This window comes from Shewanella sedimentimangrovi, assembly GCF_017354965.1.
Taxonomy (GTDB): domain Bacteria; phylum Pseudomonadota; class Gammaproteobacteria; order Enterobacterales; family Shewanellaceae; genus Shewanella; species Shewanella cyperi.
This window is the reverse complement of the sequence record NZ_CP071502.1, coordinates 3,045,025-3,058,626: the sequence shown is the minus strand read 5'-3', so window position 1 is coordinate 3,058,626 and position 13,602 is coordinate 3,045,025. Positions and strand designations below refer to the sequence as shown.

General features: G+C 56.6%; 13 protein-coding genes and 6 tRNA genes. 15 read left to right on the top strand and 4 right to left on the bottom strand.

Annotated features, from left to right (window positions below; all coding sequences use genetic code 11):
• Nucleotides 1-291 (bottom strand): hypothetical protein, encoded by a 291-nt coding sequence (locus JYB85_RS13490; protein WP_207379707.1) that lies wholly within the window; start codon nt 289-291, stop codon nt 1-3.
• A 305-nt stretch (nt 292-596) separates the two neighbouring features.
• On the opposite strand from JYB85_RS13490, the gene JYB85_RS13485 reads away from it, so the two are divergent.
• From JYB85_RS13485 to JYB85_RS13445, 9 genes are all read left to right on the top strand, one after another.
• Nucleotides 597-1,736 carry an FAD-dependent monooxygenase gene (locus tag JYB85_RS13485; protein WP_407695896.1) on the top strand — a complete coding sequence of 380 codons (1,140 nt, stop codon included), beginning with the start codon at nt 597-599 and terminating at the stop codon, nt 1,734-1,736.
• A 294-nt stretch (nt 1,737-2,030) separates the two neighbouring features.
• Nucleotides 2,031-2,618, top strand: a complete 588-nt coding sequence (pth, locus tag JYB85_RS13480) for an aminoacyl-tRNA hydrolase (RefSeq protein WP_207379705.1) — start codon at nt 2,031-2,033, stop codon at nt 2,616-2,618.
• Between the two features lie 59 nt (nt 2,619-2,677).
• Nucleotides 2,678-3,769: a redox-regulated ATPase YchF gene (ychF, locus tag JYB85_RS13475; RefSeq protein ID WP_207379704.1), complete on the top strand. Its 1,092-nt coding sequence runs from the start codon at nt 2,678-2,680 to the stop codon at nt 3,767-3,769.
• Nucleotides 3,770-3,978: 209 nt separating this feature from the next.
• Nucleotides 3,979-4,055, top strand: a tRNA-Met gene (locus tag JYB85_RS13470).
• A 28-nt stretch (nt 4,056-4,083) separates the two neighbouring features.
• A tRNA-Leu gene (locus JYB85_RS13465) sits at nt 4,084-4,168 on the top strand.
• A gap of 41 nt (nt 4,169-4,209) precedes the next feature.
• Nucleotides 4,210-4,284: transfer RNA gene (locus tag JYB85_RS13460), tRNA-Gln, on the top strand.
• A 23-nt stretch (nt 4,285-4,307) separates the two neighbouring features.
• Nucleotides 4,308-4,382 (top strand) — tRNA-Gln (locus JYB85_RS13455).
• A 1-nt stretch (nt 4,383) separates the two neighbouring features.
• Nucleotides 4,384-4,460 (top strand) — tRNA-Met (locus JYB85_RS13450).
• A 45-nt stretch (nt 4,461-4,505) separates the two neighbouring features.
• A tRNA-Gln gene (locus JYB85_RS13445) sits at nt 4,506-4,580 on the top strand.
• Between the two features lie 268 nt (nt 4,581-4,848).
• On the opposite strand, the gene JYB85_RS13440 is transcribed toward JYB85_RS13445, so the two are convergent.
• The 3 genes from JYB85_RS13440 to lolB form a co-directional block, all read right to left on the bottom strand.
• The gene (locus JYB85_RS13440) at nt 4,849-5,796 is read right to left on the bottom strand and encodes a ribose-phosphate pyrophosphokinase (protein WP_207379703.1); all 948 of its coding nucleotides are present in this window, start codon (nt 5,794-5,796) and stop codon (nt 4,849-4,851) included.
• A gap of 68 nt (nt 5,797-5,864) precedes the next feature.
• Nucleotides 5,865-6,719: a 4-(cytidine 5'-diphospho)-2-C-methyl-D-erythritol kinase gene (ispE, locus tag JYB85_RS13435; RefSeq protein WP_207379702.1), complete on the bottom strand. Its 855-nt coding sequence runs from the start codon at nt 6,717-6,719 to the stop codon at nt 5,865-5,867.
• The gene (gene lolB, locus JYB85_RS13430) at nt 6,712-7,353 is read right to left on the bottom strand and encodes a lipoprotein insertase outer membrane protein LolB (protein ID WP_228730108.1); all 642 of its coding nucleotides are present in this window, start codon (nt 7,351-7,353) and stop codon (nt 6,712-6,714) included. Before lolB ends, ispE begins: the two co-directional genes overlap by 8 nt.
• Nucleotides 7,354-7,578: 225 nt before the next feature.
• Between lolB and hemA the strand changes: the two genes are divergently transcribed.
• From hemA to JYB85_RS13400, 6 genes are all read left to right on the top strand, one after another.
• Nucleotides 7,579-8,829, top strand: coding sequence for a glutamyl-tRNA reductase (gene hemA / locus JYB85_RS13425; protein WP_207379700.1), 1,251 nt, complete (start codon nt 7,579-7,581; stop codon nt 8,827-8,829).
• 14 nt (nt 8,830-8,843) lie between these two features.
• Nucleotides 8,844-9,935 (top strand): peptide chain release factor 1, encoded by a 1,092-nt coding sequence (gene prfA / locus JYB85_RS13420; RefSeq protein ID WP_207379699.1) that lies wholly within the window; start codon nt 8,844-8,846, stop codon nt 9,933-9,935.
• A gap of 2 nt (nt 9,936-9,937) precedes the next feature.
• Entirely contained in the window at nt 9,938-10,789 is an 852-nt protein-coding gene (prmC, locus tag JYB85_RS13415; RefSeq protein ID WP_207379698.1) for a peptide chain release factor N(5)-glutamine methyltransferase, read from the top strand.
• A 65-nt stretch (nt 10,790-10,854) separates the two neighbouring features.
• Nucleotides 10,855-11,253, top strand: coding sequence for a SirB2 family protein (locus JYB85_RS13410; RefSeq protein WP_207379697.1), 399 nt, complete (start codon nt 10,855-10,857; stop codon nt 11,251-11,253).
• Entirely contained in the window at nt 11,250-12,038 is a 789-nt protein-coding gene (locus tag JYB85_RS13405; RefSeq protein ID WP_207320477.1) for a transglutaminase family protein, read from the top strand. The genes JYB85_RS13410 and JYB85_RS13405 overlap by 4 nt, the downstream gene beginning before the upstream one ends.
• 148 nt (nt 12,039-12,186) lie before the next feature.
• Entirely contained in the window at nt 12,187-13,431 is a 1,245-nt protein-coding gene (locus JYB85_RS13400; protein ID WP_207379696.1) for a DUF819 family protein, read from the top strand.
• The last annotated feature ends 171 nt before the right edge of the window (nt 13,432-13,602 follow it).

Below are 13,602 nucleotides of genomic sequence, written 5' to 3'. Positions count from 1 at the left end.
TCAATTCCGCCGGGCGGTAAGCCAAACCGATTGGGGCGGGTAAAGGCGAGTGTCAGCAACGCCATTCTGAGAAAGATAATGGCTAGCCATGGCCCGGCTGCTGGCCCTGGATTGGGCGAGAATATCCTGCGCCAGCTCAATGCGGAAAAAGCTTATGGTTTCCGTGGTCTGTTGATATAGGGCATAATCCAGCGGACTGCGGTAGGTGACCGTCAGGGTTTCCATTTCGGGTGCAGCCATTGCCTGGCCGTTTATACCCGCCAGCAGTGTCAGGGGTAACAGGATATTCATGTTGAACCTCGCTCTTCCTTGATGATGTTTGATGGACCATGGGCCCCGTCTTTTTATTGGACATCGCCAGTATAGGAAGGCCTTGGCAAAGAAAATGTGGCCGAATGTAAGGGGTTATGACCAAACCCGCTTTTGGACACATTTGCAGACCTTTGCCCACTCTTTATTTACAAAAAATATTTACAAGCAGTAGTTACAGCAGCAGACCGGGTGAAGGGACAGTGACAGTGACAGCGACAACGACCGCAACAGATAGCGTGCAGCAGGACGTGGTGATCCAGGACGTGGTGATCATAGGTGCCGGCATGGTGGGAGCGGCGACGGCCATAGGCCTGGCCAAACTGGGCCTGGCCGTGACCGTCATAGAGAATCAACCTCTGGCGCAGTTCGACCCGCAGCAGCCTCTGGATGTACGGGTGTCGGCCCTGAGCCTGGCGTCGGAAACCTTGCTGTCACGCCTCGGCGCCTGGGAGCATATCAAGGCCATGCGCACCGCCCCCTATCTGGGACTGGAAACCTGGGAAATGGAGGGCTTTATCACCCGTTTTCATGCCAGTCAGTTACAGCAGACTCACCTTGGCCACATAGTGGAAAACCGCGTGGTGCAGCTCGGCTTGTGGCAGGCCATGGCTGAGTTCGACAATCTTAGCCTGAGGTTGCCCGCCAAGGTGGAGCGCTTTGGCAGAAATGCAGATGGTATAGAGGTGGTGCTCGAAGATGGCACTGTACTGCACACCAAGCTGCTCGTCGGTGCCGATGGCGCCAATTCCAGGGTGCGCGACTTTGCTGCCATCGGCATCACGGCCTGGGATTATGACCAATGGGCCATGCTGATCAATATCGCCACCCAAACCGGGCAGCAGGATGTGACCTGGCAACAGTTCACTCCGGCAGGCCCCCGCTCCCTGTTGCCGCTGCCGGGTAAGCACGCCTCTTTGGTGTGGTACGACAGCCCGGCGCGCATCCGTCAGTTGTCACAGCTGTCCAACAGCGCCCTGGCGCAGCAAATCCGTGCCCACTTCCCATCGCGGCTCGATCCTGAATTTGAGGTGCTGGACAAGGGCCACTTCGCCCTGACCCGGCGCCATGCCCAGAGATATTACCGACCCAACCTGGTGCTCTTGGGGGATGCCGCCCATACCATCAATCCGCTGGCGGGGCAGGGGGTAAACCTGGGGTTCAAGGATGTTGAAGCCCTGCTGGCCGTGGTGAGCGAAGCTCAAAGAGCGGGCGACTCTTGGTATAGCGACGCCGTGCTGGGCGAATATCAGCAGCGCCGTTACCGCGACAACCAAATCATGATGACCGCCATGGACAGCTTTTATGCCGGTTTCAGCAATGACCTGTTGCCATTGAAACTGGCCCGCAACGCGGCCCTGCGCCTGGCCAATATCGACGGTCCCCTCAAGCGACGGGTGCTCAAATACGCCCTGGGATTGGGCTGATTTATTCGGCCGTAAGAGTTTCATCTGACCGTTTGTCTTGGACGCTGAGTCCTGAAGACTGCTGTGAAATGGCCTTTGGGTATCTGAGATTGGCCGTTTTCCCTGAGGGTGGTTTTACCTAAATACTGGTATGAACCTGGCCTTTGGGTATCTGAAATTGACCGTTTTCCTTTGTGTGTGGTGAAGCAGTCAGGTCCTTAACGCTGGAATAGACACTGCCTTTGGGTATAAAATGCGCCGTTTTCCATTCCCGGTGGCGGCTTTGCCGATGCCGGGCAATTAAGATTGCAGCAGATGAGTGAGATTAAACTGATCGTCGGCCTGGCCAATCCGGGCGCCGAATACGCCCAGACCCGTCACAATGCCGGGGCCTGGTATGTCGAGGAACTGGCGAGAATCGCGGGTGTGAACCTGGTGCCCGACAGCAAATACTTTGGGCTCACTGCCAGGGCCATGCTGTGTGGCAAGGATGTACGCTTGCTGATCCCCAGCACCTTTATGAACCTCAGCGGCAAATCCGTGGCGGCCCTGGCCAATTTCTTCCGGATTGAACCGGAAGAAATACTGGTAGCCCACGATGAGCTGGACATGGAACCCGGGGTGGCCAAGTTCAAGCTGGGTGGTGGTCACGGTGGCCACAATGGCCTCAAGGACATCATTGCCCGCCTGGCCAACAACAAGAATTTTTATCGTCTGCGGATAGGCATAGGTCATCCGGGCGACAAGACCAAGGTCAGCGGCTATGTGCTCGGCAAGGCGCCTGCCGCCGAGCAGGAAAAGATTAACGCCGCCATAGACGAAGCCGTGCGCTCAACCGAAGTGCTGTTCAAGCAGGACATGCTCAAGGCGATGCACAGATTGCACAGCTTCAAGGCCGAATAAATTTACAGTATTAACAGCACCGGGATTTGTCCCGGATCAGAGAGAGAAAGGGTTTTATTATGGGTTTTAAATGCGGGATTGTGGGTCTGCCAAACGTCGGTAAATCAACGCTGTTCAATGCTCTGACTCAGGCGGGCATTGAAGCGGCCAACTTTCCGTTCTGTACCATCGAGCCCAACACCGGCGTGGTACCAGTGCCGGATCCGCGTCTTGATGCCCTGTCCGAAATAGTCAAACCAGAGCGTGTGGTTCCAACCACCATGGAATTCGTGGATATCGCCGGCCTGGTGGCCGGTGCCTCCAAGGGTGAAGGTCTGGGCAACAAGTTCCTGGCCAACATTCGTGAAACCGATGCCATAGGGCACGTGGTGCGCTGCTTTGAAAACGACAACATAGTGCACGTGGCCAACAAGGTCGACCCTGCCGGCGATATCGAAGTGATCAACACCGAGCTGGCCCTGGCCGACTTGGACAGCGTTGAGCGCGCCATTCTGCGCCAGCAAAAACGCGCCAAGGGCGGTGACAAGGATGCCAAGTTCGAAGTCGAGGTGCTGGAAAAGCTGCGCCCCGTGTTGGATGAAGGCAAGATGCTGCGCACCCTGGAGCTGTCGAAGGAAGAGCTGGAGGCCGTGGCCTACCTGAACCTGCTGACCCTCAAGCCCACCATGTACATTGCCAACGTGTCTGAAGACGGTTTTGAGAACAACCCGCACCTGGATACAGTGCGAGCCATTGCCGCTGCCGAACACGCAGTTGTGGTGCCCGTGTGTGCCGCCATCGAATCCGAGCTGGCCGAGATGGATCCCGCCGACCGCGACGAGTTTATGGCCGAACTGGGCCTGGAAGAGCCTGGCCTGGATCGCGTGATCCGCGCCGGTTACGAGCTGCTGAACCTGCAGACTTATTTCACCGCCGGGGTGAAGGAAGTACGTGCCTGGACGGTGGAAGTGGGTGCCAGTGCGCCACAGGCCGCCGGTAAAATTCACACCGACTTCGAGCGTGGTTTTATCCGTGCCCAGGTTATCTCCTACAATGACTTCATTACTTACCGTGGTGAGTCTGCCGCCAAGGAAGCCGGTAAACTGCGGGTGGAAGGCAAGACCTACGTGGTCAAAGACGGCGACGTGATGCACTTCCTGTTCAACGTCTAAGCTTGGGTTCAAGTCTTTCCTAAGCAGAGTCTAAGCTCCTGTGGCGGGCGGCATTTGTCGGCATTTGCCTAACTGTTGCCCGCTTTGGTGAAGTATTAGACGAACAGCGTGCCGGGGGCGATTTTCAGTTAAAAAAGCAGTTGACCTGCCAGAACTGAATCAGCATAATACGCCCCGTTCCTCGCCAAGAGGGACTGCAAAAACGTAGTGGCTATGTAGCTCAGCTGGTTAGAGCACAGCACTCATAATGCTGGGGTCGCAGGTTCAAGTCCCGCCATAGCTACCATCCTCTCATGATGTAAACTTGAGGCTAAGCGGGAGTGGTGAAATTGGTAGACACGCCAGATTTAGGTTCTGGTGCCGCAAGGTGTGAGAGTTCAAGTCTCTCCTCCCGTACCATTTGAACTAAGCTGCTGCTTAGTTCAGGAAAATAAAGCAGGTGGGGTATCGCCAAGCGGTAAGGCACCGGGTTTTGATCCCGGCATTCCAAGGTTCGAATCCTTGTACCCCAGCCATCCTTTACGCTTCCAAATCTTATTGGGGTATCGCCAAGCGGTAAGGCACCGGGTTTTGATCCCGGCATTCCAAGGTTCGAATCCTTGTACCCCAGCCATGGCTATGTAGCTCAGCTGGTTAGAGCACAGCACTCATAATGCTGGGGTCGCAGGTTCAAGTCCCGCCATAGCTACCATATATTTTCGGAAGGTGTGCAGTGCGCATTGTTCGAAACCCGAATTGGGGTATCGCCAAGCGGTAAGGCACCGGGTTTTGATCCCGGCATTCCAAGGTTCGAATCCTTGTACCCCAGCCATATAAAAAAGCCCGTCATTGACGGGCTTTTTTATTTTCCCTTATCCATCCATTGCTGATTGCCTCGGTCATAGTCTTGATATGACGATAAGGCCCCTGGTGCGCCGCTAAAGCGTTTTTACAGGATTGCCTCTCAAGCATGGCTATGAGCTTAGCCAAGGCCATTGGCTTGGTTTGTGGGCCCAATTCGGGGGGATAAGATTTAGAGCCAATTTCGAGCCAATAAAAAACGCACCCCTGGGGGTGCGTTTTATCATCTATCGCCAGTATTAATGCTGGAACATGGCGGAGATGGATTCTTCATTGCTGACGCGACGGATGGCTTCGGCCAGTACCGCTGACATGGTCAGCTGGGTCACATTACCCACCTGCAGCATTTCTTCGCTCAAAGGCACAGTGTCGGTCACTATGACTTCGTCGATTACTGAGTTCTTGATGTTCTCGGCGGCTTTGCCGGAGAACACGGGGTGAGTGGCGTAGGCGAATACGCGGTTGGCGCCGTGCTCTTTCAGGGCTTCGGCGGCCTTGCACAGGGTGCCACCTGTGTCGATCATGTCGTCGACTATGATGCAGTCACGGCCTTGTACGTCACCTATGATGTGCATAACCTGGGCAACGTTGGCCTGTGGGCGACGCTTGTCGATGATGGCCAGATCGGAATCGTTCAGCAGCTTGGCCACGGCGCGGGCGCGAACCACGCCACCAATGTCCGGAGATACCACTACAGGGTTGTCCAGTTTCTTGGCAATCATGTCTTCCAGCAGCACTGGGCTGCCAAACACGTTGTCCACCGGTACGTCGAAGAAGCCTTGGATTTGCTCGGCGTGCAGGTCACAGGTCAGTACCCGGTCAACACCCACGCTGGAGAGGAAGTCGGCAACCACTTTGGCGGTGATAGGCACACGGGCACTGCGTACACGGCGATCCTGACGGGCATAGCCGAAGTAAGGGATCACTGCAGTGATACGGCCGGCGGAGGCACGACGCAGGGCATCGACCATCACTATGAGTTCCATCAGGTTATCGTTGGTTGGCGCACAGGTGGATTGGATGATAAAGACATCGGCTCCCCGTACGTTTTCATTGATCTGGACACTGATTTCACCGTCGCTGAAACGGCCTACCTCAGCCTCTCCAAGTTTGCAAAATAAACGGTCGGCAATCTTTTTTGCGAGACTGGGGGTAGCATTCCCAGCAAAGAGCTTGATGTCGGGCACTGTAAGAACCTCAGGCGTTTGCTTGATATTGTAATAACCATGCCAGGCGGATCGACATGGATGAAAATTCAGAGTTGAACGCGTCTCAACTCCAAGGGCGAACGATTTAGTCCTTTTGCAACAAAGCCTTGCAAGTTATCAGGCTTAAGGGCCAGCGCCTCGAGCGCGGCTTGCTGCGTAGCGAACTCCCCGAACACGCATGCACCGGTTCCGGTCATTCTGGACGGCGCATATTCTAGCAGCCAGCTCAAGGCATTGGCAACTTGGGGGTATTTGGCTTGCACCAGCGCCTGGCAGTCGTTATGCCATTGTCCGGCGAGGAGACTGCCTTGGTCCAACTTGGGCGTATCGCGCACCAGCTCAGGGTGTTGGAAGATTTCGGCCGTTGAAACATGCACATCCGGCACCAGCACCAGATACCAGGGCTCGGGCACAGTCACGGCCTGCAACTTTTCCCCCACCCCTTCGGCAAAGGCGGTCACGCCATTAATAAAAACAGGCACATCCGCGCCGAGTTTCAACCCCAGCGCCATCAGCTCCTGCTTGCTGAGCCCGGTTTGCCACAGCTCATTGAGGGCCACCAGGGTCGTGGCGGCATCGGAAGAGCCACCACCCAGTCCGCCGCCCATGGGCAGGCGTTTGTCGAGCCAAATCTCGGCGCCGCCTGGATAACCCGTATGGATCTTGAGGGATTTTGCGGCTTTGAGAATTAAGTTATCGCTGTCAGCGACAACCGCCCCCATGTTGCTGTGCAGCTTGAGTTCGTTCTTGGTGGTCGGTTTAAAGTCCAGCCAGTCACAGTGATCGATGAACTGAAACAGGGTTTGCAACTCGTGGTAACCATCGGCGCGGCGGCCGGTGATATGTAAAAACAGGTTGAGCTTGGCCGGGGCCGGCCAGCCCAGTGAGGGAGCGTTAGCCATGGGAAGGCTCCTTTGGAGACGTCTTGGGGCGGGCCAGGCCTGGGAATGCAAGTGCCTGCCACTGGTTTATCTGGATTTTTATCCGTGACTTGGGATGGAGCAGGTTTAGGGCCCGGGGCACCCAGGCGCCGCTTTGCTGCTGCCAGCTTTGGTATCTGATTTGCCAGCCGCTGGCCTTGTGTTCGATCAGTTCGGGCCGGCCGGCGTCATCCAGGGTCAGGCTGTCGCCTGGATGGCTTTGTCCGGTGATCCACAGGGGTAACTCTTCCAGAGGCAGGGGCCAGCCGCTCAGACGCTCAAGCAGTTCTGCCGCACTGCGGCCCCGGTATTGCTTGCCATCAAGCTCCAACTCGGCGCCCCGGGTATCCTGGGTCAGCAGCAGCACTGTGGTGCCGAGCATGCTGGTCAGGCGAAGCTCTTCCCTATCGGGACCGTGCAGCCAGTAGATATTGGTACTGACATTATCGGCATCTGTCTTGACGGCTATCTTGCCCTTGAGCTCCCAGGCGAGGGCCTTGGCGGCGTTGTCGACATCGACCGGCAGCAAGTCCTGTGGCGGTGTGATGCCGCAACCACTCAGGGCCAAAGACATGACCCAACACAGGGCGATGGTGAATTTTGTGAAACGGCTCAAATTAATCAACTATGACAGAAGTGAATAAATTCTTATGATACGGGGGCTTGTTAATAATACCAATGCCCGCGGTCTGTAAAATAGGCCGCAGCGTGCCACAACCGGCAGCCAGAGGGTAAAAATCGGTCCTTCATCGCGCTTTTGTTAAGAGGATTCTGTTTTTACCCCGGTCATTTCAGTAGAATGGCGCCATTAAATGCGTCGCCCAGAACCAGAACGAGTCAGATGAGCCTTGTAGCAATCGGGATTAACCATAAGACGGCCACGGTGGATTTGCGTGAGAAAGTCGCTTTCTCACCGGACAAGATCCATGACGCCATGCGCAGTCTCGCCAGCTGTACAGCATCGGGCGAGGCCGTGATAGTGTCGACCTGCAACCGTACCGAGTTGTACTGCAATCAGGCTGACAAGGCCGATGTGCTGCGCTGGCTCGAAAGTTACCACAACCTGCAGCACGATGAAGTCTCACCCTGCGTCTATTATCATCAGGGGCAGGAAGCGGTACGGCATTTGATGCGGGTAGCCTGTGGTTTGGACTCCCTGGTGCTGGGTGAGCCACAGATCCTGGGGCAGGTGAAACAGGCTTTTGCTAACGCCAAAGAGGCCGGTACAGTGGCCGTGACCCTGGACCGCTTGTTCCAAAGCACTTTTTCCGTGGCCAAGAAGGTCCGCACCGAAACCGAAATCGGTGCCGCTGCCGTCTCTGTGGCCTTCGCCGCCGTAAGCATGGCCAAGCATATTTTCTCGTCCCTGAGCAGTACCAAGGTGCTGCTCATAGGTGCCGGCGAAACCATAGAACTGGTTGCCAGACATCTTAAGGAAAACGGGGTCGATTCCATGGTGGTGGCCAACCGCACCATAGAGCGAGCCCAAGCCATGTGCGCCGAGTTCGGTGCCACCGCTATTACCCTGTCGCAGATACCGGATTTTCTCCCCAAGGCCGATATCGTGATATCCTCTACCGCCAGTCCGCTGCCTATCCTTGGCAAGGGCATGGTCGAAAAAGCGCTTAAGCAGCGTCGCCATCAACCTATGTTATTGGTTGATATAGCAGTTCCCAGAGATATTGAAGCCGAGGTCGCCGAATTGGACGACGCCTTCCTGTACACTGTGGACGACCTGCAAAGCATCATTGAACAGAATATGGCCTCCCGCAGAGAGGCGGCCGAGCAAGCAGAAGTGATAGCCCAGGAACAGTCCTTCCTGTTTATGGATTGGATCCGTTCCCTGGAGACGGTCGACAGCATCCGCGAATACCGCGATGCCAGTATGGCCGTTCGGGATGAGTTGGTAGAGAAAGCCCTCAACAAGCTGGCGCAGGGGGCAGACAGTTCGCAGGTAATGCTGGAACTGGCCAACAAGCTGACCAACAAGCTCATCCATGCCCCGACCCAGGCGCTGTCGGCGGCAAGCCGTCAGGGCGATCTGAACCAGATAGGGCAACTTCGCAGCGCGCTTGGCTTGGACAAACACTAAGGTTTTAAAGCTCCATGAAGGAATCCGTGATCCGCAAGCTGGAAGGCTTGCTCGAGCGTAATGAAGAAGTGATGGCGCTGCTCAGCGATGCCAGTGTTATTTCGGATCAGGAGCGTTTTCGCGCCCTGTCCAGGGAATATGCCCAGCTGGAAGAAGTGGTCAAGGGTTTCAAAGCCTTCCAACAGGCACAGGCCGATCTCGACACCGCCAAGGACATGCTCGAAGAAGATGACCCCGAGCTCCGGGAAATGGCCCAGGAAGAGCTGAAAAGTGCCCGTGCTACCCTGGAGCGTCTGGAAGACGAGCTGCAAATCCTGCTGCTGCCCAAAGATCCCAATGATGATACCAACGCCTTCGTGGAAATCCGCGCCGGTGCCGGCGGTGACGAAGCGGCGATTTTTGCCGGTGATCTGTTCCGCATGTACAGCCGCTATGCCGAGGCCAATCGCTGGCAAGTGGAAATCATGAGTTCCAACGACGGCGAACACGGTGGCTACAAGGAAATCATTGCCAAGTTCAGCGGTGATGGCGTTTACGGCAAGCTCAAATTTGAATCCGGCGGTCACAGGGTGCAAAGGGTACCGGAAACCGAATCCCAGGGCCGGGTACATACCTCAGCCTGTACCGTCGCCGTGCTGCACGAGGTGCCAGAGGCCGAGGCCATCGCCATCAATCCGGCCGAGCTGCGTATCGATACCTTCCGCGCCTCAGGTGCCGGTGGTCAGCACGTGAACAAGACAGACTCCGCCATCCGTATCACCCACTTGCCCACAGGCACTGTGGTGGAGTGTCAGGATGAGCGCTCCCAGCACAAGAACAAGGCCCGTGCCCTGTCGGTGTTGGCGGCCCGTTTGCAGGCGGCCGAGGACGAGAAGCGCCGCAGCGCCGAAGCGACCACCCGCCGCAATCTGGTGGGCAGCGGCGACCGCTCCGAGCGCATCCGCACCTATAACTTCCCCCAAGGGCGGGTGAGCGATCATCGCATCAACCTGACCCTGTATCGCCTTAGCGAGGTGATGGAAGGTGATCTCAATGCCCTTATCGATCCCGTGGTGCAGGAGCATCAGGCGGATCTGCTGGCGGCACTGGCGGACGAGCAGGGCTGATTTTGACCACCCAAGCCACCATAGGTGAGGCCCTGCAATGGGCCTTCGTGCAATTGCAGAACGTCAGCGACTCGGCCAACATAGATGCCGAAACCCTGATGCAGTATTGTCTCGGCAGACCCCGCAGTTATCTCTATGCCTGGCCGGAACGGGCCCTGACCCAAGAGCAGTGGAAGCACTTCGAGCAGATGGTGCAGCGCCGTGCCCAGGGACGCCCCGTGGCCCATATTGTCGGTGAGCGCGAGTTCTGGTCCTTGCCCTTTATGGTCAATGACAGCACCCTTATTCCCCGTCCCGACACGGAAATTCTGGTGGAAACCGCCCTCAATCTGACCTTACCGGACAATGCCAGGGTGCTGGATTTGGGCACGGGCACAGGTGCCATAGCCCTGGCACTGGCGTTCGAGCGTCCACATTGGCGCATCACGGCCCTGGACAAGGTCGAAGATGCGGTGGCCCTTGCCATGGCCAATCGCGAAAATCTGGGCCTGTCCCGGGTGGAAATACTGCAAAGCGACTGGTTCAGCGCCGTCAAGGATAGAGACTTTGACCTGATAGTCTCCAATCCGCCCTATATCGATGAGCAGGATGAACATCTGAGCCAGGGCGATGTACGCTTCGAGCCCATCAGTGCCCTGACCGCCGCCGATGAAGGCTTTGCCGATCTGTTCCATATCGCGGCCACCGCCCGCGACTTCCTCCGTCCCGGCGGCTATTTATTGCTGGAGCACGGTTATGCTCAGGCGATGGCACTGCGGGAACGCCTGGCCGAACTTGGCTATGACAAGGTCGCCACAGTGAGGGATTTCGGTAGCAATGACCGCTGCACTCTGGGACGCTGGCAGCCCCGATAGCCCTTGGTATCCCATCGCCGATTAAGGTACACTAGCGCCTTTGTCGGTTACTGCCTTGAGATGCAATGGAAACTTTTTACAGCATGTATCCTGCCGTTAAGCACCTGCACCTGACCCTGATAGGCGTCAGCGTGCTGTTTTTTATGGTGCGCTTTGTGATGAAGATGCGCGAGTCCGCCCTGCTTGAACGTAAGCTGTTCAAGGTGGCTCCCCATGTGATAGACACCTTTCTGCTGCTGTCGGGCCTGACCCTGTGTCTGCTGATCAAACAGTACCCCTTTGTCGACACCTGGTTGACCGAGAAGATCATGGCGGTAGTGGCCTATATACTGCTGGCCATCATGGCGATGAAATCCAGTCGCGGTAAACTGTTCCGCTCTTTCGCCTTTCTCGGCGCCCTGGCCTGGGTGGTGTATGCCGCCAAGATGGCCCATTTCAAACAAGCGATTCTGCTGGCTTCATGAGTGATTTTTGTCTCGATAGCGGGATTTCCCTGCCGGAAACCCCGCTGGCTGTTATTGAGCATTTGGGACTGGGCGACAAGGCCCAGGCCCAGTGGGCATGGTACGAATTATCCGGCGCGGTACTGAGCCACTATCTGGTGGATCAAACCCAAAGATTCAAAGCGCTGCTGAACTGGTTTTACCGGGATTTGGGGTTCAGCTGCCACAGCGATTACTTCGGTCTTGATGCCGCCAACTTCAGCCTGTGCCTGCATCGGCGCCAGGGCAACAGCACCTGCCTGGCCGTGATACTCATGTTGCTCGGCAAACAGTTGGATCTGAAACTGGATGCCTTGCTGCTGCCGGGCATGACGGTTCTGGTTTGGCGCCAGGGCAAGCAACCCCTGTACCTGGATCCGCTGACCGGTGAGCTGCTCAGCCGCCAACGCCTGCACGCCATAGTGCGCGGAGAGCTGGGTAACAGCGCGCCATTCAAACCCACTTATCTGAAGGGGGCCACGGTTAAGCAACTGCTCAGCCGCATGCTGCACGAGCTTAAGGCCGGCGCCATTGTGGCCCATAAATTTGAGGCGGCGCTGGAGTGTTGTAATCTTTTGATGCAGTGGTATCCGGAAGACGCCAGCCTGAATCGCGAGCGGGCCTTTATCGCCCAGCAGCTGGGCGCCATTCAGGTGGCGGTCAGCGATCTGCGCCACTTTATCGACATGAGCCCCCATGATCCAGTAGTGGAGCTGGTGAAACTGCAGCTGCGTGAGCTTAAAGAACAACAGCAGATACTGCACTGATATTATCGATATGAGCACCATGCAATATCCCGTAGTGGAGCTGGTGAAACTGCAGTTGCGCGAGCTGAAGGAACAGCAGCAGATACTGCACTGACAGATTCCGTTTCAATAACGAAAAACAACAAAGATAAGCGAGGGAGACAACCCAATGACAGGTACCGCCTTGGTCACCAATGATGCCACCGGACTCGGCTTGCTGGCCGCGATCCTCGGTTTTGTATTTTACACCAACAGCAGCGCCCATCCCTTCTGGCAAAAGTTTTATCGCTACATCCCGGCGCTGTTGCTGTGCTACTTCCTGCCATCCCTGCTCAATACCTTCGGGGTCATCGACGGCCACAGCAGCCAGCTGTATTTTGTCGCCTCCCGTTACCTGCTGCCGGCTTGTTTGGTGCTGCTGATCCTGAGTGTGGATCTCAAGGCCATTATGGGGCTGGGGCCCAAGGCGGTGATCATGTTCCTAACCGGCACCCTGGGGATAGTCATAGGGGGCCCCATTGCCTTGCTGGTGGTCTCAGCCTTTGATCCGTCCCTCATCGCTGATCAGGGGCCCGATGCCGTTTGGCGCGGCATGACCACACTGGCGGGCAGCTGGATCGGCGGCGGCGCCAACCAGGCGGCCATGAAGGAAGTCTACGAAGTGGGCGGTAACATCTTCTCCGTAATGGTGACAGTGGATGTGCTGGTGGCCAACGTCTGGATGGCGGTGCTGCTGTTTATGGCCTCCAGAGCCAAGGAAATTGATGCCAAAACCGGTGCCGACACCAGTGCCATTGAGACCCTCAAGGCCAAGGTGGAGCAATACCATGCCGAGAACGCCCGCATTGCCAGCACCCGCGATCTGATGCTGATGGTGGCCGTGGGCTTTGGCGTGACAGGTCTGGCCCACCTGGCGGCCGATTTCCTCGGCCCCTGGTTTACCGCCAACTACCCCTGGACCGAAGACTACAGCCTGACCTCGAAATTTTTCTGGCTGGTGGTGATAGTGACCACCATAGGCCTGGGTCTGTCCTTCAGTCCTGTGCGCCATCTCGAAGCCGCCGGCGCCTCCAAGGTCGCCTCGGCCTTCCTTTATGTGCTGGTGGCCACCATTGGCCTGCACATGGATGTCAGCAAGGTGCTCGATACCCCGATTTACTTCTTGGTGGGCATCACCTGGATGTTGGTGCACGCCGGCTTTATGTTGCTGGTGGCCAAGCTTATCCGCGCACCGCTGTTTTACATGGCGGTGGGCAGTCAGGCCAACGTGGGCGGGGCCGCATCGGCCCCCGTGGTGGCCGCGGCCTTCCATCCGGCACTGGCGCCCGTGGGGGTGTTGTTGGCGGTCTTTGGCTATGCTTTAGGCACTTATATGGCCTGGCTCTGCGGTCAGATTTTGCAGATAGTAGGTTGAGCGGGACAGCTTTGTAGCAGCTGACTGTTTTTGGCCATGCTTTAGGCATCTTTTATGAAGGCTTGGCTCTGCGGTCAAATCCTGCAAGTGGTGGATAACACTGCAAGTGATGGGTTGATCCGGACAATCGAATGTCACTGCGGCCATGACAACTGGTCGCGTTTTAATTTT